This is a genomic window from Marinomonas lutimaris, from assembly GCF_019426345.1.
Classification (GTDB): Bacteria; Pseudomonadota; Gammaproteobacteria; order Pseudomonadales; family Marinomonadaceae; genus Marinomonas; species Marinomonas lutimaris.
In genome coordinates this window covers 39,791-65,758 of record NZ_JAHLLW010000014.1, presented here as the reverse complement: position 1 = coordinate 65,758, position 25,968 = coordinate 39,791, and the positions used below count along the sequence as shown (strand labels likewise).

Genomic DNA, 25,968 nt, shown 5'->3' with positions numbered 1-25,968 from the left:
TGAAAAATGAAAAAGGATTCTAATATGTTTGGCGATGGAGTTTTATCGGCTCTGCTTTGGTGACAATGCGTAGCGATTGAATATGTTCGGGTATGTGTGCACTTAAAGTATTAGGCTGATGAGATATCAAGGATTATTGTATGGTTAGCGATGAATTAACGGTTAAATGTTTATCTGATGCATTAAAAAACAATGAATTTATCTTTCATTATCAGCCTATCCTGTCGTTAAGATCTGGAAAAATAGATGGCGCAGAAGCGCTTATTCGATGGCAAAGAAGCAATGGAGAGCTTGTTTTCGCTGGTGATTTTATCCCTTTTGCTGAAGAAACAGGTTTTATAACTGAGATAACCAAAGCCATGATCCCACGTTTTTTAGCGGATCAAAAAAAGATTTTTGAGACGGATGATTCGATTGTCTCATCGCTGAATATTTCTGCTAAAGACCTAAGTGACAATACCTTCCTGCCTACATTATTTCATCTTATCCATGATTCTGGTGTGAAACATTCAAAAATAAAAATTGAATTGACAGAGAGTTCTGTCTTATCGCTTAGCGATACTGGTTTACAACAAATTGCTGAGTTGAAAGCCAATAATATAGGGTTAGCTATTGACGATTTTGGTACGGGTTATGCTACGTTCGCGCAGTTGAGAAACCTACCTTTCACAGCGTTAAAAATAGACTTTAGTATTACAAGCAATGCTATGGCCACGCCAGATGGACTGACTCTTTTGGACCACAGCGTGAAACTAGCACATCAACTTAACATGGACTCTATTGCTGAAGGCGTAGAAAACCCAGATATTATAGGATATTTGATGGGGATCGGATGCGAGCATGTACAAGGTTATTACATAAGCAAGCCATTAGCGTTATCTTCTTTTATCGAATTTATAAATGAAAAGCACGTATGGTCAACTTTTCTCCATGGGTATATCTACAAGGCGATGATCGACTATATTGAATGGGTGAGGAAAGTCCATTCTTCCCTATACATGACAAGTAACAATAGAATCGTACCATTTGAAGCAGAATATGCCCCGACAGGGAAGTTCTTGTTGGAGATTATCAGCAGTGTCGATGTTGATGTGTACGATGAGCTGAATACACAATATAACCGCAGCTATGAATTAGCAAAGATGATGTTAAATGCAAAAAGCGTCGGTGATCAGGCTCTTATTGATAAGTTATTACCTGATTTTTTTGAAAAAAGTAGTGCTGTTAATACGTTATTACAACACGTCTATTCGAGAGAATGTCAATATGGTCTTTTGAAGGGACTGTCTTTTCAAAATTCAGCTTATGCTTAATCCGCTAATTTTTTTAGTGGTTAAAGGCGGCTTGAATTTATCCCGATTCTTGCATTTGAAGGAATGAGCTATTAACAAAGTTTAGCATTGTGTGAATGGCACACTGATGTCTTGTTCTTTAGGGCGGAGGTGGGCATTAGAATAATAGCGTAAGACAGACCAGTGTAGCTTTGGAATTATTGGAGACTAAAAAAGATGGGACCAAGTTAGAGCGGTAGAATAGCATCAACCTGTAACATGGCTTGTATGTTATCTGCCGTCATTGGTTTGGCGTAATAATAGCCCTGTCCGTAAAGACAACCCATTTTGATCAGCATATCGGCTTGAGTTTTATTCTCGATGCCTTCTGCAATAGCTTCGCTGCCAAAAGAATTCGCCAGCATGATGGCAGTAGACACAACAGCTTGTTTTTTAGAATCTTGTTCGATGCCATTGGTAAAAGAGCGATCAATTTTTATGTGGTTTACATTGAGATTGCTGATATAAGACAGAGAGCTCATACCTGTCCCAAAATCGTCTATGGCCAATTTGATTCCAGCATTTTTAAAGTCACTTAAACGACTCGATATGTCATCTATGTTAATGCTGGTAGAAGATTCGATTAGTTCTATTTCTAGTTTACTTGGATCAATTTTATGCTTTTTAAGCAGCGTAATGGTGAATTCTAATAGACTTGGGTCAAGTAAGTTGTATGGTGATAGGTTGATCGCGATTGGTGTCAATATGCCCTGAGTGTGCCAAATATCAAGTTGTTCAATGGCATTTAGAATTACATAGCGTCCAAACTCTTGAACGCGTCCACTTTGCTCTATAAGGTCAATAAAGTGTATTGGAGCAAGAAGTCCATCGGTGGGATGATGCCAACGAGCTAATGCTTCTACGCCAATAATATGGCCATTTCTAAGTGACACTTTTGGCTGATAGTGCAGTTTAATTTGTCTGTCTGATAATGCATTATCGAGATCCGCACGCAATTTTAAACGTTGGCGACCGCACTTTTTATTACTTTCACTAAACATACTCCAACCACTGCGTTTTTGCTTTGCTTCATGCATGGCGGTATCCGCGCAAATGATTAGGGATTCAGCATCTATTGCGTGGCTTGGGTAGTGTGAAAAACCTATGCTGGCTCCTGTACTGATTGAAAGATTGTTTACCATAACCGGCTCATTGCAGATAAGTATTAACTTCTGAACCAATTTATAGGCTTCTTCTATGCTTAATTCAGGAGACCAAATAATAAATTCATCGCCGCCAATACGAACAAGAGTTTGTGTTTCATTTAGCGCTTGCTTTAGTTTCTGCGCTACTTTTATCAATAGCGTGTCCCCCGCCGCATGCCCAAATGAGTCGTTTACTTCTTTGAATTTATCCAAATCAATAACGAAGAGGCTAGCTTGCTGAAGCGCTAATTTGTCAATATAACCTGATTTTAACGGTTTTGTGTCTATTGGGTTGGGGATGACGTTTTGCATCATATTGGTCAGAAATAGTCTGTTAGGTAGGCCTGTTAACGAATCATGAGTGGCCAAATGAGCAAGTGCATCGTTTTTACCCTGAACACGTTTATTCATCCACGATGATAGGGTGAGGGCGAACCAAGTTGCTAACCAGAAGACGATAATGGAGGTAATGATTAGGCGTTTCATGACAAAATTTAGCGTGTCATCGATATTTTTCGAGGTCTTAATAATGGTGATTTGGTATTGCTCTCCTAGAATCATCTGCCAAATAAATTGCTTATCGTCCAATACTTCCACACCGTTCGGCATATCTTTCATAGGCATACGCTTGTAGGTATGTGATGCTAATGCTGGCATCAAACGTTCTAACTGAAAGGGGGATATTTTATTAGTAATAGACCACTGTAAATTCGGGCCGGAGAGGTTTAAGTAAAATTCTGATGAGTCTAAATTATCATTGAAATACACCAGTTCGATAAGCTCAGATACCCGTTCTTTTGAATCTTCTTTATCTGTTAATAGAAGTTCGCCTTGCAGTAGCATGGCTTGGCGGTGCAGTGAATCCAGTTCTGTTTTTAATCCTAAGTCAGCGGCAAGGCGATAAGATACAACCACATAAATTGTAGAGACAGATAACGCAACACTCAGACAAATCATTATCAACTTTAAGCGAAAAGATTTATCCCTTTGCAATTCTGATAGTGGTGGCATAAAAACCTTGAAAGATAAGCGTATTTTTATTTTTTACTTTTCTCAGTACTAATACCTGCAAAATGGTAGACGGGACACCATCCAAACAGTAGAGATATTAAATTGAGGGCGCCAAATATACCTATGAGTACCTCTAAAATGGGTTCCTGTAGATAGTCGCCGTTGAAAACAGCAAAACCAGTAAACACAATCCCAACAACACCTCGAATCGCTCTATCTAAAGGGTGTAAGTTTTTCTTCATTTTGGGACGGCCTCTTATTGATTAATATATCGACTACTATGAGATAGTCGACTTTGGGCAGATAAGAAACAAGATTAAGACTGTAAGGAATTGCATCGCAATGTAAGTCTGAGCAGTTTAATTTTATTAAACTCCTTTGATAATTTATTGTGAGCAATGTTTTTTTAGAAGCTCATAGACTATGCTTTTTCAGGTGTAGGTTGTTTTTCGTTATACGTGCTAATCACTTCTATGGTTTTAGGATAGACTTTACCGTTCTAATACAAGGTTATGCTTTTATGGTCGTACTGCTTCTTGCTCAGGTAATTCTATTTTCTATTTTTCCTCTGTATTTTTCTTTTCTTAGCGGTAGCTTACGGCGCACATCTTTTTATACTTACATTGCTTTAGTACTGCTAATTGGTGGCTTTTTTGGCAATGTGTACAGCCTTCCAATTACAGAAAAGATTAATATTTCTGGCGGAAATCTTTGTTACGGTGCTTTTATGATGGCATCTGTTCTGTTTGTGTTTGTTGAACGAGACATTTTTATACTTCGCCATTTAGTACGCCTTGTTGTGTTGGTTAATGTGTTCAATGTATCGCTGTCCTTGCTGGTGGGCAAAATTCTTACGACACCAGGCATCATCAACCCTCACAGTATTTCTGCAGCATTATTTGATGTCTCTATTGCTTTTATTATATTAGGTGGCTCGCTGATTATTGCGGAGCTGCTGTTTCTGTTTTATTGCTTTGATGCAGTGAAAAAACGTCAATGGTCTTATCCAGTGACGACTGCTGTTTATATTTTGCTGTTTATTTTTACCTTGTGTCTAGATGGTGTGCTGTTCCCATTTATTGCTTTCGGCATCAATCCTGTCGTGCTTGATATTGTTATCGGCGGATTGAGTGGCAAAATAGTCATGGCTTGTTCCTTTAGTATTCCTCTCATCTTTTTTGCCATCATAGGCCATCGTTCTTTGTCTGCTTACCTAGCAAACGACACGGTAAAATGGTCTTCATTATTTACGATTAACCGTCAGCTGAAACGTGAATTATCCGAGAAAAATTATGGCCTGAAGCAAGCCGCTACCGTGTTTAATAACGTAAAAGAAGGTCTTGCAGTTGTTGATACAAGTGGTCTGATTATCAAGGCGAATCCTGCGTTTTGCTCTATGGTTGGTCTATCTAAAGGGTTAATTCCTGGCGTGACACCTATTCATACACTCTTTTCATCCGCAGATTCAGATATGCTCCCTATTGATAAAAGTGGTCATTGGCGTGGCGAGGTTAAGTTTGGTAAGGCTTCTCAAGGATTATTGACAATTACACCTGTTGGCGCTGAATCTAGTCAGGCTGAAACCTATGTTTATTCATTAGTAAACATAGATGAGCTGAAGGAAACACAAAATGAACTTTTTTACTTAGCGCGCCATGACCCATTAACAGGCTTAGAGAATAGGCGTGTATTGGATGAGATAATCACCGACCTTTCTGCAGAGAGCATATGTTTGATTGTTGTCGATCTCGATCATTTTAAAGATGTAAATGACAGTTATGGGCATGGTGCAGGTGACATGGTGTTGTCTGTGGTTGGCCAGCGATTGTTGGGCACGTTAAGTAGCATTCCGACATTTACGGCTCATGTGTGCCGAACAGGTGGTGATGAATTTGCGGTCTTGATTGTTACATCAGATAAAGAGGTGATTGATCAATTAAGCCAAACTATTCAAGGTGCTTGCAAGTCAGTGATAACGCTTCCACAAGGAAGTGAAATTTATGTATCTGCAACCTTAGGCGTTAGTTTTCAAGGCCCTAGTGATAAAGGAGATATATTACAAAAAGCTGATTCTGCTTTGTATGCAGCTAAAAGTGAGGGGCGAGGCAGTATTGGCTATTATGAAGAAAAGTTAACTAGTGTGAGCCAGAGAAAAATACAGTTGAGTGTGAAGCTAAAGCAGGCACTTGAAGCCGAACAATTACAAGTTTTCTACCAACCTCAATACGCCAGCGCCACGAAAAAAATTGTTGGTGTTGAGGCTTTAGTGCGTTGGTATGATGCCGAGCTAGGGTGGATTGGACCGGATGAGTTTATCCCAGTCGCAGAAGAAATGGGCTTAATTGAAAAGCTTGGTGAATGGGTTTTGTTGACCGCCTGTAAGCAGGGTAAAGCTTGGCTTGATAGCGGTATAAAGGATATTAAAATGTCGGTGAATGTGTCCGCTCATCAGCTGCGTTTTGGTCAATTTATGAATACGGTCAAACATACTTTGTTAAAAAGTCGCTTACCTGCTTCGATGTTACAACTTGAGTTAACGGAGTCCTCGTTTATTGAGCGTGAGCAAGACGTCATTCCTCAACTTGTTGCGCTAAAAGCCTTGGGTATTCAGTTAGCAATCGATGACTTTGGTACAGGATATTCTTCACTTTCCTATGTTGCTATATTGCCTTGGGATACGTTAAAAATTGATCGCAGCTTTATCAATCGTCTACCCGAAGACAAAGCACAACGCCAAATGACAGATACAATTCTACAGCTCGCTAGCAATATGGATTTAGTCATCGTGGTTGAGGGTGTGGAAACTCAAGCTCAATTTGATTATTTACAATCAAAAGGGTGCGAGATCATACAAGGCTACTATTTTTCTCCTGCTGTGCCAGCCGATAAAATTATTTTCCCGACAAATCGTTCGATATTTGTCAGAGATGAAGAGTTATAAAAAACATCAGCCCTTTATAAATAGATAAAGGGCTAATTAGTTTTTATTGAGAAACGCAAAATTTGATTTGAATAACCTTATTTGCGTCTTGCTTGATCAGTGTCTCCAATCTTATTCTGCTGATATAAAGGTTTCTATTTATATCATGGTGAGGATTCTATGCTGAACTGCATGCCTATATCATTATCAAAGGTTCTGTTATTCATAATAAGCGGAATATCCCTTGCAGCATGCTCCGGTAATCGTATTCCTGTATCGGATCATAGCGATGGAAAGATTTTCTATAATGAAGACCGTACGGCTGAGGTCGGGAAGAGTCTTTTTGACGTAATTAAGTGGAAACTATGGGGCGATGCCGAGCCATGGCCTGAATTCGTTGATGATAATTGGAAACCTAATTTTACTCAGCCCCTTATGCCGGGTGAAGGCATGGTTACTTTTATTAATCATGCAACAGAGCTTGTTCAATTTGAACGTCTTACCGTATTAACTGATCCTATTTTTTCCGAGAGAGCCAGTCCATTTTCATGGATAGGGCCGAAACGACACAGAAGTCCGGGGGCTTCTATAGAAGCATTGCCAAAAGTGGATGTCGTTATTATTAGCCATAATCATTACGACCATATGGATCTTGATTCATTAGTCGCTATCAACAAGAAAGATCATCCCACCTTTATTGTGCCTTTAGGGAATAAAAAATACCTCGAAGATAAAGGCATTAAAAATGTTGTAGAGCTCGACTGGTGGCAAAACTATTCATCAAAAGATGGTTCTATTATTACACTTATTCCAATGCAGCACTGGTCTACCCGAGGGCTATTCGATCGCTTTGAAGCGCTTTGGGGAGGATATGTCATTGAGTCCTCAGATTTAAAAGTCTTATTTGCAGGGGACACCGCTTACAATCGTCAGTTTAAAGAAGTGCAAGAAAAAATAGGGCCGATGGATCTGAGTATTTTGCCTATTGGTGCTTATGAGCCACGTTGGTTTATGAAAAATCAGCATATGAATCCTGCAGAAGCGATTCAGGCTCACCTAGATCTTAAGTCTAAATTAAGCGTGGGAATGCATTTTGGTACGTTTCAATTGACCGATGAGGGTATTGATGATCCCGTGATGGATTTAGCCAAGGAACTGGCTGCTGAAAAACTTGATCCAAAAGAATTTATAGCGCAGAAAAATGGTCAAACTATTTTTTTTAATAATGTTAAATCTGATAATCAATAAGAGGAAATGTACTATTGAAAATACTATTTTTTCTAATTATGACTATATTAACAACAAGTGTCTTTGCTTCGACACAAGATGAAATAAATCATCTATTGGAGTATGTCGAAAAAACAAATTGCCAATATGAAAGAAATGGTTCCATGTATAATGGTAAGGAGGCGTTTGATCATATACAACGCAAGTACGATTATTATCAGGATAAAATCAAATCGGCAGAGGATTTTATCGATTATTCTGCTAGCAAAAGCGCGATATCTGGAAAGCAGTATCTCATTCATTGTGAGGGGAACAAGGTAGTGAAAAGCAGTGACTGGTTAGCTGCTGAACTCAAGCGTTTTAGAGCCGAGTATAAATAGAATGGGCAAACTGTCACATGCTTTCTTGAAAAGCCAACTCGTCGAGATTTCTTCACACCTCTCGACGAGTTGGCTTTTTCGTTTTGAGAAAAATACAAGAATAAAATAGCTGCGAAAAATACAAAATATGTAAGCAGAGGTTTTTCTTTGTTGTAGATAAGTAGATTTCATTTAGCACGGGAATCATCTAAGGTAAACTTTAGCTTAAAGTTTACTGGAAAGGTCCATTTTTAATGTTTGTAAGGTTCCTGCGTCCAAACAATCTCTCCCAAAAAATGATGCGTGTGATTTTTTCCATTTATTTGGTTGTTACCCTTCTAATCACAAGTTTACAGTTTTTGAGCGAATATCTGAAAACGCAGGATGCTATTGTCAGCGAATTACAGCAATTGGAAGCAACGGTTCGGGGTCCTATTTCTACTAGCTTGTGGCAGTACAACCGCAACCAGTTAGATTCGCTTACCTCGGGGCTGATTCAAATGCCAATTATTGAAGGTGTGGATGTTTTAGACCAAAATTCGCAAAGTATAATATCGAAAAGATTCTACGACTCTAGCTCTGTTCCGCTGTCTATTTTTGATTCGACATCAGCATTAAGCTGGACTCTAAATGGCGAAAGCATACCTCTTGGTACGCTGGTACTTTATTCATCCTCAGGTGTGGTGCTAGAACGAGTTTGGTTCGGCTTTGCTTTGATTGCTATTACCGCATTCATCAAGTTAACTGTCTTATTCTGGCTGTTTATTTGGGCCTTTGACCGCTATTTAGCAACACCTTTAAGAGAGCTAATGTCGCAAGTGAATGAGGTGCAGTTAAGCACAAGTATCAGTAAGCGTATTCATTTATCGAACGCTGAAAATAACGAACTTAGTCAGCTTCAAGAACATATGAATAATATGCTTTTCGCTATGTCTTCGGACAGAGAACGATTGCTAGAAGACGAGCAAGCCAAGCGAGATTGGTTAGAGAATGCCGTGGCAAAACGCACCGAAGACCTACAAATTCTCAATGAAAAACTCAAATACCTCGCAACAAGGGATTCTTTGACGGATGTCTTAAATCGAGGAAGCTTTTTTGAAACAGCACAACAGTTGCTAGTGCTTTCCCAGCGTCAAAAATCGACAGCGTCTTTTATCCTGATGGATTTAGATTTTTTTAAGCGTATCAATGATACTTATGGTCATTTTATCGGGGACAAAGTACTCATCCACTTTACCCAAACACTTCAGGGCCTTTTAAGAAAATCAGACCTTCTTGGTAGAGTGGGCGGCGAAGAGTTCGCTATATTTCTTCCAGATACCGGATTGGATGCTGCCTGTCAGCTTGCTGATAAAATACGTCAAACTATAAGTGATGCTGCGTTAGAAGTGGAAGATAAGACAGTCACTTATACTGTAAGCCTTGGTGTTGAATCATCGGAGCCTGAAGATCAGTCAATTGATGAACTGTTTAAACGTGCCGATTTGAAGCTCTACGGAGCGAAAGATAAGGGGAGAGATCGTGTTGAAAGGTAATAAACTAAGAATGCTATCCTTCCTTATGTTTGCCTTGGTAGCTGGCGTGTCGAGTGTTAGCCATGCGAAGACACTAAAAGTGTGTTACGACCAATGGCCACCGATGACCATATTCCCAACAAAAGAAGCTCCTGAGCGTGGTGTCGTCATCGACATGGTTGAGCAAATATACTCTTCAAAAGGATATGCCCTCGAATACTTTGAAGTACCTCTAGCAAGAGGGTTGGACATGGTGGCCGAAGGGTTATGTGATATGTTGCCAGAATATCTCTATTCGAAGAATTCAGAGAAAGGCTTTAGCTACGCCGATGAAGCAACTTTTTCATACGTCACCGCTTTTGTTGTTCGAAAGAATGATTCTTGGCGTTATCAAGGGGTTCAATCTTTAAAAGGCAAACGAATCGCAACGGGTCCTGGTTGGGATTACAGCTCGATGAGTGCTAGCTATCAAAACTATATCGATGACCCGAAAAACGCTAACTTTGTTGAAGTCATCGCGGGTTATGATGATGTCGTTGATCGTATCTTTCAGATGATTAAAGAAAATCGCGTCGATTTATATGCAGATAACGAGCTTGTCCTGCAGTATGTTTTAAACCAGTTGAACTTGAGCAATGACCTCATAGTCGTGCGTCCAGGTTTAGAGAAAAACCTAGTTGAAATGCCCATCTTTTCAAAAAAAATCCCCATCGAAAAAAGACAAGAATTGATCAATATTTGGAACCAAGGTCGCTTAGCGATGAGGGGTGAAAAAGAGCGAGCTCTTCTTAGCAAGTATAAAGTCTCGTTGTAAAAGTCGCGTAAGGCCGACCTGCATACCTTTTGAATTGTTGTAGACTAAAGAGATGAGCTTACTGTGAGGTAAACTCATTGAATACTGCCCCATCTAGAATTGACTAATTCAACGGTGAACTTGAGTCACCGTTGCCATCAGCTAAGAGACATCTACTGAAATGCTAAGTAATCCAACTGAACTCCAGCTTGACCCAATTGATGCTGTTATCACTTGGGTCGATGGAAATGCTGTGAAACACCGTCAGAAACGACAAAAATATATGGCAATGGAGTCTCTGCCACTACATGAAAATGCGTCGAATCCTCATAGGTGGATGTGTAACGATGAAATCTTATACTGCATACAATCGATCGAAAACCATGCGCCGTGGATAGGTAAAATCTGGATAGTTGTCGATGAAGAAGGCCCAGATTTATCAAGTCTCTCAGAAAGCATTAGAGCTAAGATACATCTTGCCTATCATGCGGAAATTTTTGACGGATTCACGCATGTGTTACCCACATTCAACTCTTTGACCATTGAAAGTATGTTGTGGCGAATTGAGGGGCTGAGTGAGCGATTCATCTACTTTAACGACGATGTATTCTTGGCTGCACCTTTAAAACCGACTGATGTGTTTGATGGTCTAGCGCCTGTTTTGCGAGGCAAATGGACTGATTTTAGTGATCAAATTAGCGGCAGTAAAGCACGTGTTGACCCTGCGAAATTCCATTACTTTATGCAGGTGAATGCTGCTAAAATGTTGGGCTTTTCAGCATCAGAGTTGTATTCCGCCGCTCATGTTGTCCATCCATTTCGACGTTCAAAAATGGCGGAGTTGTTTGCTCGGTTTCCTGATTGCTTTCTAAATAACATCAAGTATAGATTTCGGAACTTGGAGCAATTTTTTCCACAGGGTCTACATAATCACGCTTGTATCATTGACAAAGAGGCCAAGATCAACACGTCAGATGATCACCTTCACATCTCAAGTGGATATGGAAAAGGTCAGCCTCCTGCCGACACTTTAGCGATACTGAGTAGAGCGACAGATCCTAGCATTAAATTTTTATGCGTTAATGACCTTCCTCAACTTATCGAGATCATTCCCAATGCTGCAGAATGGATTGCTCAGGCAGTTGGCGGTTTTCCGTTAAGCGATAGCAATTCAACCAGTGAGAGATTATGTCTGCAACCAGATAGCGTTGAGATAGAGTCTGTAGCGTAAGAGTAGAAAAGCAGAAAGCCGAAAATCCAATGATTTTCGGCTTTCTGCTTTTCTACTAAGTGGTATGAGTATGAGTATGAGTATTAGTATTAGTATTAGTACTGAGAGTCTTTTAACACTCGTTCGCCATAGATGCCATTTTTCGGAATCGGCTTGTAGCTAGAGTTCGCTGCGCGCATTACACGAATTCCTTCTGCGCCTGCGTCACGGGCAGAAATAATGTCACCATCTGCATCACCATAATACAACTTGATGTCATTCTCTTTGATGTACTTGGTTTTTGTGTATTCAGTACGGCTTGATCCTGCAAAAATGACATCGTGCATATCTTTGATATCAAACGCCTTTTTCAAATATTCCGTGGTGAAGTTACAGTCAGAACCGGTACGACCAGTGATGAAATAAATGCTATCACCACGTTCTTGGTGCATGGCAATCAATTCTTTAGCAATATTCTTAGGCATGCTGAATGCGTCCCAGCCACAGTTTGCTTTATCCCAAAAATCTTGATTCGATAGGTAAGAGTAACCATTTGGTGAAAATTCTTGCTGACCACGATAAAAAACTGGCGTGCTAAACAAGGTCGTATCATCGATATCAAAACCAACCGCAAAAGGCGCTTTGCCTTGCAGCTCTTTCTGAATATCCGCAACAGAAATCATCTTCACATCAGCTGGCATGCCCGCAGTGGTCATATCAATGGTGGAATAGCCTTTATGAGTGCCGGGTGTTTTTGGATCCGCGTTAGCAGACAAGCTAGCGACACAAGTCAGCACAATCGTTATCGAGCGTAGAGTATGGTTCACAGTGTTCCCTATAGGTTTCATTGTTAGTGGTTTGCTTATCTTATCTCTAAAAAACACGACTTTCTATCAACTTGTTTTGGTTGGAAAGAATCTGCGAATGAGGTTGTTTAGATAGACTGACTTCTTAATAAGGAGCAGGCTTCACCGATCTACTGGCAAGAAAGGGAGCCAATAGACCGATGTTTTAGGTTTATTATTTACTACTTAGCTCAACGACGACGTTTACCTCGCCTAAATCGGTGCTCAAGAGTGAGCCCGATTCAGATACCTTGGTAAAACTCAACGTATTAGCCAAGGTTTCTGTCTTGATGTAATCAAGGTGATGCTGGCACCAATGAGTCAGTACGTCACTCGCTTCGATACGAATGTCGATGCGATCCAATACCTTGTAGCCCTGTTGTTTACGCATTTTCTGTATGTGGCTAACAATTTCTCGCATGGCGCCTTCCGCCACCAATTCCTCTGTCAGTTCTGGGTCGATGCTGATCGACACAAAACGGTTGGACGTGGTGTGCGTACCCGCTTTGGCTTGACGATAGACGTTAATCTCTTCTTGGTTAAATACTTGCCCATCCACCTCGATTTGCCCGTGCGTTTCTAGATGCTCCAGTTCTTGCGCATTGAGTTGCGCAATACGTGCTGCATAGTGTTTCATCTGCTTGCCAAGGCGTTTGCCTAAAACCGGGAAATTCGCTTTAGCGTAGAAGTCGATGTAGTCATTTTCCTGTTGGCTAAAGAGTACGTCTTTGATGTTCAGCTCGGTTTGAATGTAATCTGTCAAACGAGCGATGTCGTTTAGTATCTGAGCCTCTTTATGCAATACAGTCAGCGATTTCAGCGGTGTTTTTAGTTTGATTTTCAAATCGTTACGCAGTTGGCGGCCCATTACCAAGATGTGCTGAACACGAGCGACACTGGCTTCTAAGTTTTCGTTTTTTAACGCCGCATTTGCTGTGGGGTAGTCGCATAAATGCACTGACTCTGGTCTTTCGTTAGCGGAAAAAGGTAACAGCTCTTGGTATAAATGCTCCGCAAGGAAGGGCGTAAAAGGTGCCATTAACCTGCTGAATGTATCCAAACAAGAGTACAAAGTGTGATAAGCCTGCTGTTTGTCTTCATTCATTTCTTTTTGCCAAAAGCGGGCTCGATTCAAACGGATATAGCCATTGGTGAGATCTTCGATAAACTCAAAGAGCGCAGGCACCACGTTGTAGAGATGGTAGGCTTGCATCTCCTGATTGACCTTAGTTGTTAGGGTTTGCAGGCGAGATAATATCCATTGGTCTAAGATGTTATCAGAGGATTTGTCCGATCCTGAGTCTTGCCATTGGTCGATCTCGGCGTAGGTCGAGAAGAAGCGAAAACCATTGAGCCAAGGCAACAACACCTGACGCACCATATCTTGTACGCCCGCGTCAGAAAAGCGTTGCTCTTCCGCCTTTACCAAGCCAGAGTTGATCAAATAGAGACGCAAAGCATCCGCCCCGTAATGTTCCATCAGAGTATCAGGGGGCGTGTAGTTTTTGAGGCGCTTGGACATTTTCTTGCCATCTTCCGCCATCACGATGCCATTGACGATAACGTTTTTAAACGCTGGCCGCCCGAACAAACATTGGCTGAGAACTTGTAAGGTATAAAACCAGCCTCGTGTTTGATCCACCCCTTCTGCGATAAACGCAGCTGGGAAGTTTTGCTCAAATTGCTCTTTATTTTCAAAGGGATAGTGCACTTGTGCATAAGGCATGGCACCGGACTCAAACCAGCAGTCGAATACTTCCGCAATGCGTCGATAAGTGCCTGGCTCCTCTGGAAGGGAGAAAGTCAGCTCATCAACATGATCACGATGCAAATCGTCGACGGTTACGCCGGTATAGTTTTTTAACTCTTCTATAGAGCCAAGACACAAATGCTTTCCTGTTGTATCGTTTACCCAGATTGGCAGCGGAGTACCCCAATAGCGGTTACGCGATACCGACCAATCGATTGCCCCTTCTAGCCATTTTCCCATGCGGCCTTGTTGGATATGCTCTGGTACCCAATTGATCTGTTCGTTGTTGGCTTGTAGCTCGGCACGCATTTGCTCTACCTTGATGTACCAAGAGGGCACAGAACGGTAGATGATGGGCGTATCGGAGCGAGGGCAAAAAGGATAACTATGGGTGATGGTTTCCTGACGGTACAAAAGATCACGCGCTTTTAATGTTTGCATGATGGCTTTATCGGCCTCTTTCACATACAAGTTCTCGAAGTCTGTCACTTCATGGGTGAAGCGGCCACGGCTGTCCAAAGGGCAAACGGAGGCATGTAGACCATTAGCTTTGCAGACGCGGTTATCGTCTTCACCAAAGGCAGGTGCCATGTGAACAATGCCCGTACCACTGCCAGTCGAGACAAAATCATCGGCAAATACTTGGAAAGCGCCGGATTCATTTAAGTGGCTAAAATAGGGGAAAAGCGGTTCATAGCGTTTTCCACTCAAGTCGGCTCCCACAACTCTATCAAGCACCTCTACATCATGGCCTTTGCACGCAGACTCCAGTTGCGCCTCGGCGAGCCAAAGGGTTTGGTTGATAGTGGCATCATGTACTTTCACATAAGGAATGTCTGGGCCAACGCACAGGGCAAGATTTGAAGGCAGTGTCCAAGGTGTGGTTGTCCAAGCGGCAAAATAGGCGTCTTCTCCTACGAGTTTAAACAACACAGTGACCGCAGGGTCTTGAACGTCCTTGTAGTTAGAACTGGCTTCAAAGTTGGATAATACGGTTTCCAGCTCAGTGGAGTAGGCGATAACCTTGTCCCCTTGGTAGACGAGTCCTTTTTCCCACAATTGTTTGAAGACCCACCAAACGGACTCCATATACCAAGGCTCCATGGTGCGATAATCGTTGTCAAAATCTACCCAGCGGCCAAGGCGCGTGATGGTCTTTTCCCACTCGCTGGCATAACGCTGAACAATGCCACAGCATTCCGCGTTGTAACGGGCGATACCCAGAGATTCAACCGCCTCTTTGGCGGACATACCAAGGGATTTATCGATTTCATGCTCGATGGGCAAACCATGACAATCCCAACCAAAACGGCGTTCTACATGGAATCCTTTCATCGTAAAGTAACGCGGGATGATGTCTTTGATGGTTGATGCCACCAGATGACCATGATGGGGCAACCCCGTTGCAAACGGTGGCCCATCGTAAAACACATAGTCAGGCTTATGTTTCGAAGCGACAAGAGAACGCTTAAAAATCTGTTTGTCCTGCCAAAATGTCAGCACAGCATGTTCAGCATCAACGAACGAAAAACGCTCGGATGTAGAGGGATTGTAAGCCTCGGGGGCTAAATGCGAAGGGGAGTCTTGAGTACTCATATCGGCTTCCTGTTAAAACCCAAGAAGCAGAAAAAAGAAACCCGCCTCTTGGGCGGGTTTGCTTTATTTACTCAACAACGAACCCACCACTCCTAGGAATGATGATAATAATTCGTTGCTGAGTAAGAGATGCATTTTTCATCGCTCTATTTTTACCTTTGATCAGAATGACAGTCAAGGCATATTCAGCATCTGTTTGCTTGATAAATGGTCAAATGGAAATTAATATGATTTTTTAATAGGTCGATTAAAGGTGCTTTTAAATGACTTATAGAATCCTTTCCGATGTGGCCGCAAGCATTACGGAATTTAAAGCCAACCCAATGAAAGTTGCCGCCAGCGCACATGGTAAAGCAGTTGCTGTATTAAATCGCAATGAACCTGCGTTTTACTGTGTTCCAGCTGAAGCCTTAATGGATAAATTGGAAGATATGGAACTGATAGCACTCGCGAAGGAACGCGCCAATGAAGAAAGCATCTCAGTCAGCATCGCTGACTTATAAACTCGAATTCAAAAAGAGCGCTCTGAAAGAATGGCAAAAACTTGGAGCCACTTTACAGCAGCAATTCAAAAAGAAGCTGATCGAGCGTTTAGACCATCCACATGTTCCTGCTTCCAAGGGCAGACAACTTCTACAAGATCAAAAGACGTCGCATTTCGAATAAAAATGCAATTTAGAAAAAAAATTAACGCTTATTTCAGTACTTCTCTAATCCATTCTGGATAATTATTGTTCGATATTTCATCAATTTTACGTATTTTTTGGATTATTTTGTCGTTCGTTGATTCCATTAGTTTATCTTCTTTTATGATATCGTTAATAATATCGTTAATAATATCTTTAATAATATCGTTTAAATTATTGAGGTGTTCTAATACGCTATCTTGTTGGGTGGTAATATTCGAATGAAATATACCTGAGAATATCACTGTTTGAAGAGATGTTTGCAGTTTATAAATTTCAGACTTCATATCTTTTACAATAGTAGAGGTTTCTATAATACTATTGAAATGATTACTTTTTGATTCTGCCCCGTTATCTGATTCCGATTTTTTTATAATTGGTAAACTGCAATTGAAGCGGTAAAAATCTGAAAGCCCAACTTGAATTTGTCTGAATCTTTGCAGTTCAGCAATTACGAGTTGCAAAGCTTGATTGTGTTTATTTTGTTTAATCCATGACGTTTTAGTGCAAAAAGCCAGTATTAGAATAAAAATTGAGGTGATTGTGCTCAGTACATCCCATATATCTCTGCTAAGTTTCCAATCAAAAGTGATAGATGGCTCCCAATCCACTTTTAGTTCCCAACTAGTTGCTATTCCTAGCCCAATAAACAGTCCTAAAGAAAGAACTGGTATGTATTCCCATCTAAATATCGGATCTAGTCTTTTCATTTTTGCCATCTTTGTTTGTTCATATCTATTTATGACGTTTTTTAGCCAATTTTGCAACGCTGAGAGTGTTGGAAAACAAGTGTGACGCTTCATGTGAGGTAGGCGTCAGTTTCGAGTATGAAGCGTCACACGGTTTTCTGTCTGAGGCAAAGAGCCTGCTAAAAGCTTAGTTATTCTTCTTCAACCCAAAGTAGTTCTCTATCCCTTTGATTTGGTCTTCCGCGTGGTGGTTGACGTAGAGCACTGTGGTTTCTTTGCCTTCACAAATTTTCTCGATAAGAGCGAGGACGAGTTGGCGGTTCATGTCGTCTAGGCCAAGGCAGGGCTCGTCTAGGATCAATAGTGGCGGGTGTTTCACCATGGCACGGGCGATGAGTAATAAACGCTGGTCGCCGTAGGAAAGCTTGTTAAATGGTTGGTCGGCGCGGTCTGCCATGCCTAGCAGTGCAAGCCATTGGTCGGCGATTTTCTTTTGGTTATCGGTGGATTTGCTGTACATGCCGATGCTGTCGTAGAAGCCGGAAATAATGACGTTTTTACAGCTGGTGCTGACGCGATATTCCCATTGCAAGCCATTGGTCGGCGATTTTCTTTTGGTTATCGGTGGATTTGCTGTACATGCCGATGCTGTCGTAGAAGCCGGAAATAATGACGTTTTTACAGCTGGTGCTGACGCGATATTCCCATTGCAAGCCATTGGTCGGCGATTTTCTTTTGGTTATCGGTGGATTTGCTGTACATGCCGATGCTGTCGTAGAAGCCGGAAATAATGACGTTTTTACAGCTGGTGCTGACGCGATATTCCCATTGCAACGATGTCGAAACGTAGCCGATAAATTGTTTGATCTGCCAAATGCTTTCGCCGTTGCCACGCTGAAATCCAAAGACGAAAATATCGTTGGTGTAGCATTGTGGATGATCGCCTGTGATTAAGGACAATACACAGGTTTTGCCACTGCCGTTGGGGCCGCTGAGTTGCCAATGTTGGCCGCGTTCAATGGTCCAGTCCAGCTTATCAACAATGATCGTATCGCCGTATTTAATCGTGGCTTGCTTGAGTCTGACCAATGGCTGACTTGGGTCGAGTACTGGCAAGGTGTTGGCTGGATCAGCTTCAGGTACTTGTAGGTCTGTGGTTTTCAAATGCAGTAACTGATATAGCTCGTTAAAGGCACTTTCGTCTTTTTTGTCGATTGTGAGCGTCAGTTTACCTTTGTCTACATAGGCGACATGAGTGATGAAGGTCGGCATTTCATCAAATCGGTTGAGCACTAAGATCATAGGCGTGGTGTCTATGATGGAAGCAAGATGAGTTTGTAACATGGCTAGAGTGTCGACGTCTAAACCGTCGAACGGTTCGTCGAGTATTAATAAATCGGGTTTGCTAGACAAAGCGCGAATCAGCATGACTTTGCGGGTTTCGCCTGTGGAAAGTTTACGAAAGGCGCGATCCAGCAGTGGATAAATACCAAACTTTTCCACTAACTTTGCTGCTAGGTTTGGATCGGCGCATTGATCGAAGATCATTTCCCGCACGGGCGTGCCAAGAGAAATGACGTCCATGATATCTGCGTCGTCTTTTTTCAGCTCTTTGGCAATCAGTTCGGCTTGGGCTTCAAAAGACACCAATCCCACATTTTTTGGAAGACCAGTTACTGTGCCGTTTTCAATATCGCCAACACCTGCAAGCACTGCTGCTAAAGCTGATTTTCCAGAACCGTTGGTACCAGTGATGACCCAATGCTGGTTGGGCTCTATGGTCCAGTCGATCTCGCTTAGGGTAAAGCGATCATCAAAGTTCACTGTTACTTTGTTGAGGAGGATGTTGTCTAAGCGGATGCTGTCCATGGTATTTCCTAATGTTTTATTGAGAACAAGAAGAGACAAAAAAGCCGAGATTATTTTTCCTCTTATTAAACAGGAATAATCTCGGCTTTTTGAATTTAAAGTACGCTGTTATGAGCGAGCGCGCATTAGTCTAATCGTATTAAACGATTTTTTTCATATCCGCCATGTGACCACGCAATACCGCGCCAACTGCTTCTACTGGGTGTGAACGAAGCGCTGTATTAACTTCGATCAAGCGAGCATTGTCTACGCCGTTGTCTTCTACAGAAAGACCTTTACCGATAACGTCGGTTTTGATGTCTTTCATGAAGTCAGCCAATAGTGGAACACATGCGTGGTTGTATAGGTAGCAACCGTATTCTGCTGTGTCAGAGATTGTCGCGTTCATTTCGTACAATTTCTTACGAGCGATTGTGTTCGCGATTAGTGGAGTTTCGTGTAGAGACTCGTAGTAAGCCGATTCAGCAATGATGCCAGCTGCAGTCATAGTTTCGAAAGCAAGCTCAACGCCAGCTTTAACCATTGCAACCATCAAGATACCGTTGTCGAAGAATTCTTGTTCAGAAATTTCTACATCGCCAGCAGGTGTTTTCTCGAAGTTAGTTTCTGCTGTGTCTGCACGCCATTGAAGAAGATTTTTGTCATCGTTCGCCCAATCTTCCATCATAGTTTGAGAGAAGTGACCGCTGATGATGTCGTCTTGGTGCTTGTTGTACAAAGGACGCATGATCACTTTTAGCTCTTCAGAAAGATCGAATGCTTTGATCTTAGCTGGGTTAGAAAGACGATCTAGCATGTTGGTCACGCCGCCGTATTTCAATGCTTCAGTGATGGTTTCCCAACCGAATTGGATCAAGCGAGATGCGTAGCCTGCGTCGATGCCTTCTTCAACCATTTTGTCGAAGCAAAGGATTGAACCTGTTTGCAACATACCACAAAGGATAGTTTGCTCGCCCATAAGGTCAGATTTTACTTCTGCGATGAAAGAAGACATCAATACGCCTGCTTTGTGACCGCCAGTACCAACTGCGTAAGCTTTTGCTAGCGCAAGACCTTCACCTTTAGGATCGTTGTCTTCGTGAACAGCGATCAAAGTAGGAACACCGAAACCACGAACGTATTCAGCGCGAACTTCAGAACCTGGGCACTTAGGAGCAACCATAATTACTGTTAGATCTTCGCGGATTTGCATGCCTTCTTCTACGATATTGAAACCGTGAGAGTAAGATAGGCAAGCGCCTTCTTTCATAAGAGGCATAACTGCTTTAACAACAGGCGTGTGTTGCTTGTCAGGAGTAAGGTTCAAAACAACATCAGCCGTTGGTATCAAATCTTCGTAAGTGCCAACAACAAAACCGTTTTCAGTCGCGTTTTTCCAAGATTGACGTTTTTGTGCAATGGCTTCAGGACGCAAAGCGTAAGAAACGTCTAGACCAGAATCACGTAGGTTCAAGCCTTGGTTAAGACCTTGTGCACCACAACCGATAACAACCATTTTTTTGCCTTTAAGCGCTTCTACGCCATCTGCAAATTCAGAGCTGTCCATGAAGCGACATTTTGCTAATTGAGCTAGTTGCTCGCGTAGCGGCAAAGTATTGAAGTAGTTAGCCATGTTAAACATACCTTATTAAATTAATGTATCTGCGATGAAAGCACGCCGATATTAAAAATGGATTACACAGTTGCTAAGTCATATTTTGCCTAGCGTCCTGCGAGTAAAGCTAATCTATCTTAATGAAACCTTTTCGTAAATTGATATATTCGCAATATAGTGTCCCATTTTTTGCAAACATGATTTATCCTATTCGAACACTCGGTAACTAAGGTCTTATCATGAACATAAAGACACTCAAGCAATTTCTCGCCTTGGCTGAAACGCTGAATTTTGGCCGTGCCAGTGATGAATGTCATATTAGTATTTCTGCCATGTCGCGTAATATTCGACATTTGGAAGAAGAGCTTGGCGTCGCTCTGTTCAATCGTGATAACCGTACTGTGGCGCTAACACAAGAAGGGCAAAAATTTCTTAAATATGCCCGTGATACCAGCCAGCAATGGAACTTGATTCGCCATGAACTAACGGATAATTCTGATCAGCTTAGTGGTGAAATCAGTCTTTATGGATCGGTCACGGCGAGTTACAGTTTCTTGTATGAGTTATTGCGTCGTTTTCGTATTGCCTATCCTGGGATTGAAATCAAACTACGCACGGGTGATCCAGAACATGCTATTGCCCATGTTCTTGATGGTAAAGAAGACATTAGTCTTGCTGCACGTCCAACTAACTTGCCTCGTGGATTAGCCTTTAAACCTATCGCCATCTCGCCATTGTTGTTTATTGCGCCCCTTGAGCAGCAAGTGCCGAATGTTCCGACCAATACGCCAACCTCGCCTGAAGAGTGGGCAAATATCCCAATGATTCTTTCTGAAAGCGGAGTGTCTCGAACGCGTATTGATGAATGGTTTCGTCAGCATGACATTGCACCACGTATTTATGCCCAAGTCACAGGTAACGAGGCGATTGTGAGTATGGTGAGTTTGGGTTTTGGAATTGGTGTAGTGCCAAAAATCGTCTTGGATAACAGCCCGTTGGTGGACCGTATAAAGGTGCTAGACGTGCAACCTGAGTTGGAACCATATGATATTGGTTTGTTTACATTGAAAAAAAGCTTGAAGAACCCACTGGTTGAAGCCTTTTGGAATTTGATGGAAGAAGAGGCGCCGTAGCGCCTCTTCTCTTTTTTGCTGTGTGAGGTGGAAAGCTTAATTTACTTCCAGCCACCTTGGTCCATTAATTTAACCGCTTGACGGTTGTTTTCACCTAGCACACTCAAAGACACTTGGTCGGCTTTGAACTCACCAAAAGTCGCTAAGCTTTCTGGCGGTGCGACGCCTTCAATAACCGCGTATTCGTTGTTCACGTTGGCGTACCATTGTTGGCTTTGCTTGTTAGTTAGGAAGTCGACTAATTGTTTGGCGTTGTCTGTGTTTTTAGAAGATTTCGTAATGCCGATACCGCTGACATTTATATGCGCGCCGCGTTGGTTGTTGGCTTGGTTTGGCCAGAACAATTTTAGCTTGTCAAAGACAGCGCGCTCATCAGGCTTGTTACTCAAACCTAAACGACCAAAGTAATAGGTATTTGCTACAGCGATGTCACAAACGCCTGCTGCTGCGGCTTTTAGCTGATCCGTGTCGCCGCCCGCTGGTGGACGAGCAAAGTTAGCAACCAAGCCTTTAATCCATTCTAGGGTTTGCTCTTCTCCGTCTGCATCAATCATGGAAGCAACCATGGATTGGTTGTATAGATTGCTAGAAGAGCGAATGCAAATTTTTCCTTTCCATTTTGGATCGGCTAGATCTTCGTAGGTTGACAAGTCAGCAGCAGACACGGTTTCAGGATTATAAAATATAACGCGAGCACGTTGAGACAAACCATACCAGTATCCATCGCGATCTTTTAGATGCTCAGGTATAACATCGTTTAGGTTGCTAGTTTCAAACGGCTGAAGTACACCAGCTTCTTTTGCTCGATATAAACGTCCTGCATCTACAGTGATAAATACATCCGCTGGGCTGGCGTCACCTTCTGATTGTAGGCGACTCAATAAAGCGTCAGCGCTGCCTGTAATTAGGTTGACCTTGACGTTATTCGCTTTTGAATAAAGATCGAGCAGAGGTGCGATGAGTGCTTCGCTGCGAGCGGAGTAGACATTGACCTCGCCACTGGCGTGAACAGATGTGCTACTAAAAGCGAGTATTGAAGTAGCACCAGCTAAGGTGAAGAGTGACGTTTTTATTGTTGAACGTTTCATTTCGAGTACCTTTCTATGAGATAAAATTCATTTGGTTCATGAATAACTTTTATTATAGACAGAAAATAATGAAAATCGTTCCAGTTTACTATTTCTTTAAAGTGTTTGTTATTTACAGGTATACCGGACACACGCAGTTTCGACCGTTTGATTTTGCTTCATATAATGCTTTATCTACCATGTCGAGGGTGTCTTCTAGATCTGCTATAGGATCTAATTCAATAACACCTGCAGACAGTGTGATGTGAACGGATTGTTGATTGATTAAGAAGGTATGGGTCGCCATGTCTTTGCATAGTTGCTCGGCAATTTTGAATGCGTTCTGTATATCAGTATCTCGCATTAAAATATAAAACTCTTCGCCACCAACACGAAACAAAGTATCTGAGGAGCGTAATTGGCTTTGTAACCAGTTGGTGATTAATTGCAGTGCTTGATCGCCTCCGCTATGGCCAAATTTGTCGTTAATTTTTTTGAAAAAATCCACGTCTAGGGTCATTAAGCTGAGTTTTTTCTCTGAATGTTTTCGTTTGCTGAATTCATCATGAATGATGAGATTAAATTCTCTACGATTTGACGTGCCTGTTAAGGGGTCTGTGCGAGTAGCTTTATCTAACTGACGAATAAGTTGGTTGCGTTCAGTAACGTCTAGCATGACGCCTACTTGACCAAGGGGTTGTTGCTTTGATCCGGTGAAGACCGCTTTATTGAATTCGATCTCATGAAGAGAGCCATCGCAAAGTAGTACTTCTGCCTCATAGCGTTGAGTACCGCCTTGGGCTAATAATTGGCAATCGGCTTCATAATATTTGTCTGCAAGGTGTTTGGGGGCGATATCGTAGACTGAATGCCCAATCACCTCTTCTCGAGAATGTCCTATAAACTGGCAAAATGCAGTGTTACACCCTCGATAGATGTGTAGGTGATCTTTGAAAAAAATAGGTGCTGGAATAGCATCTATAATGACTTGTAAGATGTCATCTTCCGTTCGATGGAAGCGATTCAAAGCAAATTTTGACAGTTCAGATATTAGCCATGCTGTAAGGTGTTCGTCATCACGAGCAAAGCAATTTTCAGCGCCTCTTTGTATCCATTTTATGCTGCTTTCTAAGCTCCATTCGTCGACAATGATAATAGCTTTTCTAGATGCTAGAAGAGGCCAATCTGATACTGCTATATCGTTTTCTGCAAGTAATATTGTTGATAGCGCCGGAGACTGATCAATATCTTGTACAGCTCGCCATTCGATAGTTTTTCCATAAGTTGATAGCTGTGTATCTAATTGCGTTTTCCATGATGCTAACAATGGAGAAAAATATAAAATAGAAGGAATCATTAGTATCCATGATCGTTTGTTTATTAGTCAATATCGTCTCACAGCTGGAAAGGTAGTTGTGTAAAAAAGTGTAGGAATTTTAATAAGCTATGTGTGTTCCATGTTGTTTTTTCATGCTGGGAACAGGGTAAATAAAACAGCCTCTCACGCTCAATTATTTGATTAATAAATCGGCGCAAGAAGGCTTTCTATTATCAAGATTAAAGTTTAAAAAAGCTTAATTGCTGCTGCACGTCGACACTGCTTTGAGCCATGTTAAGCCCCGAGTGTTTTGCCATTTCTGCACTTTGTTTTGTTAAGCTTTGCACAGAGTGCATTTTCTTGGTGATGTCTTCGGACACCTCGGTTTGCTCTTCTATTGATTGAGCAATGTGTTGGGCTTGCTCTGACACTCGCTCAATGCCAATTAAAATATTACTGGTTAACTCGTTAGTTTTTTCGACTTGGTCTTTTGATGATTCCACTAATTTTAAGCTGACTTCCATACGGTTGACCGCTTGGCCACTGGCCGTACTAAGTTGAGCCAAAAGTGTTTCAATCTCATTTACGCTGTCTTGTGAGCGCTGTGCTAGCGTTCGAACTTCGTCGGCAACAACGGCGAATCCTCGGCCTTGTTCCCCTGCACGAGCGGCCTCTATTGCGGCGTTAAGAGCCAGTAGATTGGTTTGCTCTGCGATACTACGAATAACATCTAAGATGGTTTCTATATTGGTTGTTTCTTGGCGTAGTTGAGTAACAACAGTTCCTGTTTCTTTTAAGGAGTTAACCAGCTGATTTATTGCGTCTAGGGTGCCATTTGCTGTGGTTAAACTATTTTGCGCGACAGTGCGAATGTCGCTGGCAGCATCTGCTGATTGTTGAGTATTGTCAGCAATAGTACGGTTATTCGCTGACATTTGATCAAGTGCCACAACTACTTGTGTGGTGTTGTCCATAATATGGACAGAGTATTCGCCGACTTCTTGGTTTACTTTTAATACCTCTTGGCTGTTTTCATTAACCTTCTCTACCGAACTAAGTACGCCCGCAATGACTGAACGTAGGTTTTCAGCAGACTTATTGATGGCATTGCCAAGTTCGGCAATTTCATCAGTTCCTGATACTTTAACGGGTTTGTTGAGATGACCTTGTGCCATATTTTGTGCTGCGTTACGAACCGCCAAAATACCTCGGACTATGTTATTCGATATCAAATAGCTGAGTGTGATGGAGATAACAATCGCGATTAAAATAGAGAGCCAGAAACCAATTTCAATTTCTGCAATAAGACTTTCTGTTTGTTGTTTTGCCTCTATCACTTCTCTGTTTGTTTTGTCGGTGAGAGCAGCGAAGTATTTCATTAAGTCATTGTATGAACCGATGAAGGCAGAGAATACTGGAAAGGGTGCTTTGTTGTCCGTTGAGTTTTCCATTGCGCTTACGAAGGTTTTGGTCTTGCTTTGGAAGTCGTTGATGAGCGTTATAAGCTTTCTCGATTCGTCAGACTGCTTTGAAAGGCCTTTATTAAGCTCATTAATTAGAGACGGTGTGGTGTTGTAACTCTCTGAAATGGCTTGTAAGTAATCGGGGATTTGCTTATCGAGTGATAGTAGATAGGCAATCTGCAAACCTCGCACATTGAGCACTATATTGACTTGTGCTTCTTTCACTCGTTCCAAATTAAGTGAGACGTTATGGTTTTCTTCATAGAATCGGTCAAAGCGATTTGCTAATTCTGTACTTTTTGCTTTTATTAAACTCAGTGCCATCAAAAATATAATGATGATGGATAAAATGAGGGTAATAAATTTTGCCTTGACGGATAGGTTGTTCATGTCGGTTCCTTCAACGTTTAGTGATTATTTTGCGTTATATTAGTGCGATTTTTTGCAT

General features: G+C 41.8%; 19 protein-coding genes and 2 pseudogenes. 10 read left to right on the top strand and 11 right to left on the bottom strand.

Features of this window, described 5'->3' with window-relative positions; genetic code table 11:
* Positions 1-140: 140 nt before the first annotated feature.
* The gene (locus KPL72_RS15265; protein WP_219703533.1) at positions 141-1,313 is read left to right on the top strand and encodes an EAL domain-containing protein; all 1,173 of its coding nucleotides are present in this window, start codon (positions 141-143) and stop codon (positions 1,311-1,313) included.
* 206 nt (positions 1,314-1,519) lie between these two features.
* Here the strand turns inward: KPL72_RS15265 and KPL72_RS15260 are convergent, their stop codons facing one another.
* Positions 1,520-3,433: a putative bifunctional diguanylate cyclase/phosphodiesterase gene (locus KPL72_RS15260; protein WP_219703531.1), complete on the bottom strand. Its 1,914-nt coding sequence runs from the start codon at positions 3,431-3,433 to the stop codon at positions 1,520-1,522.
* An 80-nt stretch (positions 3,434-3,513) separates the two neighbouring features.
* Positions 3,514-3,729, bottom strand: a complete 216-nt coding sequence (locus KPL72_RS15255; protein WP_219703530.1) for a YgaP family membrane protein — start codon at positions 3,727-3,729, stop codon at positions 3,514-3,516.
* Between the two features lie 278 nt (positions 3,730-4,007).
* Between KPL72_RS15255 and KPL72_RS15250 the strand changes: the two genes are divergently transcribed.
* The 6 genes from KPL72_RS15250 to KPL72_RS15225 all read left to right on the top strand — a co-directional run bounded on the left by KPL72_RS15250 (position 4,008) and on the right by KPL72_RS15225 (position 11,531).
* A complete protein-coding gene (locus KPL72_RS15250) occupies positions 4,008-6,428 on the top strand; it encodes a sensor domain-containing protein (protein ID WP_219703529.1) in 2,421 nt (806 codons plus the stop codon).
* Between the two features lie 159 nt (positions 6,429-6,587).
* Positions 6,588-7,655 (top strand): MBL fold metallo-hydrolase, encoded by a 1,068-nt coding sequence (locus tag KPL72_RS15245; RefSeq protein WP_219703527.1) that lies wholly within the window; start codon positions 6,588-6,590, stop codon positions 7,653-7,655.
* A gap of 38 nt (positions 7,656-7,693) precedes the next feature.
* Positions 7,694-8,014: a DUF5329 family protein gene (locus tag KPL72_RS15240; protein WP_249422288.1), complete on the top strand. Its 321-nt coding sequence runs from the start codon at positions 7,694-7,696 to the stop codon at positions 8,012-8,014.
* A 338-nt stretch (positions 8,015-8,352) separates the two neighbouring features.
* Positions 8,353-9,528, top strand: a complete 1,176-nt coding sequence (locus KPL72_RS15235) for a sensor domain-containing diguanylate cyclase (protein WP_249422283.1) — start codon at positions 8,353-8,355, stop codon at positions 9,526-9,528.
* Entirely contained in the window at positions 9,515-10,321 is an 807-nt protein-coding gene (locus tag KPL72_RS15230; protein ID WP_219703521.1) for a substrate-binding periplasmic protein, read from the top strand. The genes KPL72_RS15235 and KPL72_RS15230 overlap by 14 nt, the downstream gene beginning before the upstream one ends.
* Positions 10,322-10,481: 160 nt before the next feature.
* Positions 10,482-11,531, top strand: a complete 1,050-nt coding sequence (locus KPL72_RS15225) for a Stealth CR1 domain-containing protein (RefSeq protein WP_219703517.1) — start codon at positions 10,482-10,484, stop codon at positions 11,529-11,531.
* Positions 11,532-11,626: 95 nt separating this feature from the next.
* Here KPL72_RS15225 and aphA read toward each other — a convergent pair whose 3' ends face one another.
* Positions 11,627-12,337 (bottom strand): acid phosphatase AphA, encoded by a 711-nt coding sequence (aphA, locus tag KPL72_RS15220; RefSeq protein ID WP_219703515.1) that lies wholly within the window; start codon positions 12,335-12,337, stop codon positions 11,627-11,629.
* Positions 12,338-12,530: 193 nt separating this feature from the next.
* A complete protein-coding gene (ileS, locus tag KPL72_RS15215) occupies positions 12,531-15,701 on the bottom strand; it encodes an isoleucine--tRNA ligase (RefSeq protein WP_219703513.1) in 3,171 nt (1,056 codons plus the stop codon).
* 263 nt (positions 15,702-15,964) lie between these two features.
* Here ileS and KPL72_RS15210 point away from each other — a divergent pair, with 263 nt between their 5' ends.
* Complete coding sequence (locus tag KPL72_RS15210) at positions 15,965-16,204, top strand: type II toxin-antitoxin system Phd/YefM family antitoxin (RefSeq protein WP_219703511.1); 240 nt, start codon at positions 15,965-15,967, stop codon at positions 16,202-16,204.
* Positions 16,167-16,367 (top strand): type II toxin-antitoxin system RelE family toxin, encoded by a 201-nt coding sequence (locus KPL72_RS21495; protein WP_430010742.1) that lies wholly within the window; start codon positions 16,167-16,169, stop codon positions 16,365-16,367. Before KPL72_RS15210 ends, KPL72_RS21495 begins: the two co-directional genes overlap by 38 nt.
* A 28-nt stretch (positions 16,368-16,395) precedes the next feature.
* Here the strand turns inward: KPL72_RS21495 and KPL72_RS15200 are convergent, their stop codons facing one another.
* From KPL72_RS15200 to ilvC, 4 genes and pseudogenes are all read right to left on the bottom strand, one after another.
* Complete coding sequence (locus KPL72_RS15200; protein ID WP_219703509.1) at positions 16,396-17,190, bottom strand: hypothetical protein; 795 nt, start codon at positions 17,188-17,190, stop codon at positions 16,396-16,398.
* Between the two features lie 73 nt (positions 17,191-17,263).
* Positions 17,264-17,677 (bottom strand): annotated as a pseudogene (locus tag KPL72_RS15195) (ATP-binding cassette domain-containing protein); the annotation flags it as partial.
* 104 nt (positions 17,678-17,781) lie between these two features.
* A pseudogene (locus KPL72_RS15190) lies at positions 17,782-18,945 on the bottom strand (ATP-binding cassette domain-containing protein); the annotation flags it as partial.
* A 139-nt stretch (positions 18,946-19,084) separates the two neighbouring features.
* On the bottom strand, positions 19,085-20,557 hold the full coding sequence (gene ilvC, locus KPL72_RS15185; protein WP_219703507.1) for a ketol-acid reductoisomerase: 1,473 nt from the start codon (positions 20,555-20,557) through the stop codon (positions 19,085-19,087).
* 221 nt (positions 20,558-20,778) lie between these two features.
* Between ilvC and ilvY the strand changes: the two genes are divergently transcribed.
* The gene (gene ilvY / locus KPL72_RS15180; protein WP_219703505.1) at positions 20,779-21,672 is read left to right on the top strand and encodes an HTH-type transcriptional activator IlvY; all 894 of its coding nucleotides are present in this window, start codon (positions 20,779-20,781) and stop codon (positions 21,670-21,672) included.
* Positions 21,673-21,713: 41 nt separating this feature from the next.
* Here ilvY and KPL72_RS15175 read toward each other — a convergent pair whose 3' ends face one another.
* The 3 genes from KPL72_RS15175 to KPL72_RS15165 form a co-directional block, all read right to left on the bottom strand.
* Positions 21,714-22,760 carry a Fe(3+) ABC transporter substrate-binding protein gene (locus tag KPL72_RS15175; protein WP_219703503.1) on the bottom strand — a complete coding sequence of 349 codons (1,047 nt, stop codon included), beginning with the start codon at positions 22,758-22,760 and terminating at the stop codon, positions 21,714-21,716.
* A gap of 112 nt (positions 22,761-22,872) precedes the next feature.
* The gene (locus tag KPL72_RS15170) at positions 22,873-24,096 is read right to left on the bottom strand and encodes a sensor domain-containing diguanylate cyclase (RefSeq protein WP_219703501.1); all 1,224 of its coding nucleotides are present in this window, start codon (positions 24,094-24,096) and stop codon (positions 22,873-22,875) included.
* Between the two features lie 200 nt (positions 24,097-24,296).
* Positions 24,297-25,910 (bottom strand): methyl-accepting chemotaxis protein, encoded by a 1,614-nt coding sequence (locus KPL72_RS15165; protein WP_219703499.1) that lies wholly within the window; start codon positions 25,908-25,910, stop codon positions 24,297-24,299.
* Between the last annotated feature and the right edge of the window lie 58 nt (positions 25,911-25,968).

What these genes read in the sequence shown, in the direction of transcription:
- KPL72_RS15265 (WP_219703533.1), top strand. Translation starts at nt 141, where the DNA reads ATGGTTAGCGATGAATTAACGGTTAAATGTTTATCTGATGCATTAAAA.
- KPL72_RS15170 (WP_219703501.1), bottom strand. Translation starts at nt 24,096, where the DNA reads ATGATTCCTTCTATTTTATATTTTTCTCCATTGTTAGCATCATGGAAA.
- KPL72_RS15210 (WP_219703511.1), top strand. Translation starts at nt 15,965, where the DNA reads ATGACTTATAGAATCCTTTCCGATGTGGCCGCAAGCATTACGGAATTT.
- KPL72_RS15260 (WP_219703531.1), bottom strand. Translation starts at nt 3,433, where the DNA reads ATGATTTGTCTGAGTGTTGCGTTATCTGTCTCTACAATTTATGTGGTT.
- KPL72_RS21495 (WP_430010742.1), top strand. Translation starts at nt 16,167, where the DNA reads ATGAAGAAAGCATCTCAGTCAGCATCGCTGACTTATAAACTCGAATTC.
- ilvC (WP_219703507.1), bottom strand. Translation starts at nt 20,557, where the DNA reads ATGGCTAACTACTTCAATACTTTGCCGCTACGCGAGCAACTAGCTCAA.
- ileS (WP_219703513.1), bottom strand. Translation starts at nt 15,701, where the DNA reads ATGAGTACTCAAGACTCCCCTTCGCATTTAGCCCCCGAGGCTTACAAT.
- KPL72_RS15175 (WP_219703503.1), bottom strand. Translation starts at nt 22,760, where the DNA reads ATGAAACGTTCAACAATAAAAACGTCACTCTTCACCTTAGCTGGTGCT.
- KPL72_RS15165 (WP_219703499.1), bottom strand. Translation starts at nt 25,910, where the DNA reads ATGAACAACCTATCCGTCAAGGCAAAATTTATTACCCTCATTTTATCC.
- KPL72_RS15255 (WP_219703530.1), bottom strand. Translation starts at nt 3,729, where the DNA reads ATGAAGAAAAACTTACACCCTTTAGATAGAGCGATTCGAGGTGTTGTT.
- KPL72_RS15200 (WP_219703509.1), bottom strand. Translation starts at nt 17,190, where the DNA reads ATGAAGCGTCACACTTGTTTTCCAACACTCTCAGCGTTGCAAAATTGG.
- KPL72_RS15240 (WP_249422288.1), top strand. Translation starts at nt 7,694, where the DNA reads ATGACTATATTAACAACAAGTGTCTTTGCTTCGACACAAGATGAAATA.
- KPL72_RS15250 (WP_219703529.1), top strand. Translation starts at nt 4,008, where the DNA reads ATGGTCGTACTGCTTCTTGCTCAGGTAATTCTATTTTCTATTTTTCCT.
- ilvY (WP_219703505.1), top strand. Translation starts at nt 20,779, where the DNA reads ATGAACATAAAGACACTCAAGCAATTTCTCGCCTTGGCTGAAACGCTG.
- KPL72_RS15245 (WP_219703527.1), top strand. Translation starts at nt 6,588, where the DNA reads ATGCTGAACTGCATGCCTATATCATTATCAAAGGTTCTGTTATTCATA.
- KPL72_RS15225 (WP_219703517.1), top strand. Translation starts at nt 10,482, where the DNA reads ATGCTAAGTAATCCAACTGAACTCCAGCTTGACCCAATTGATGCTGTT.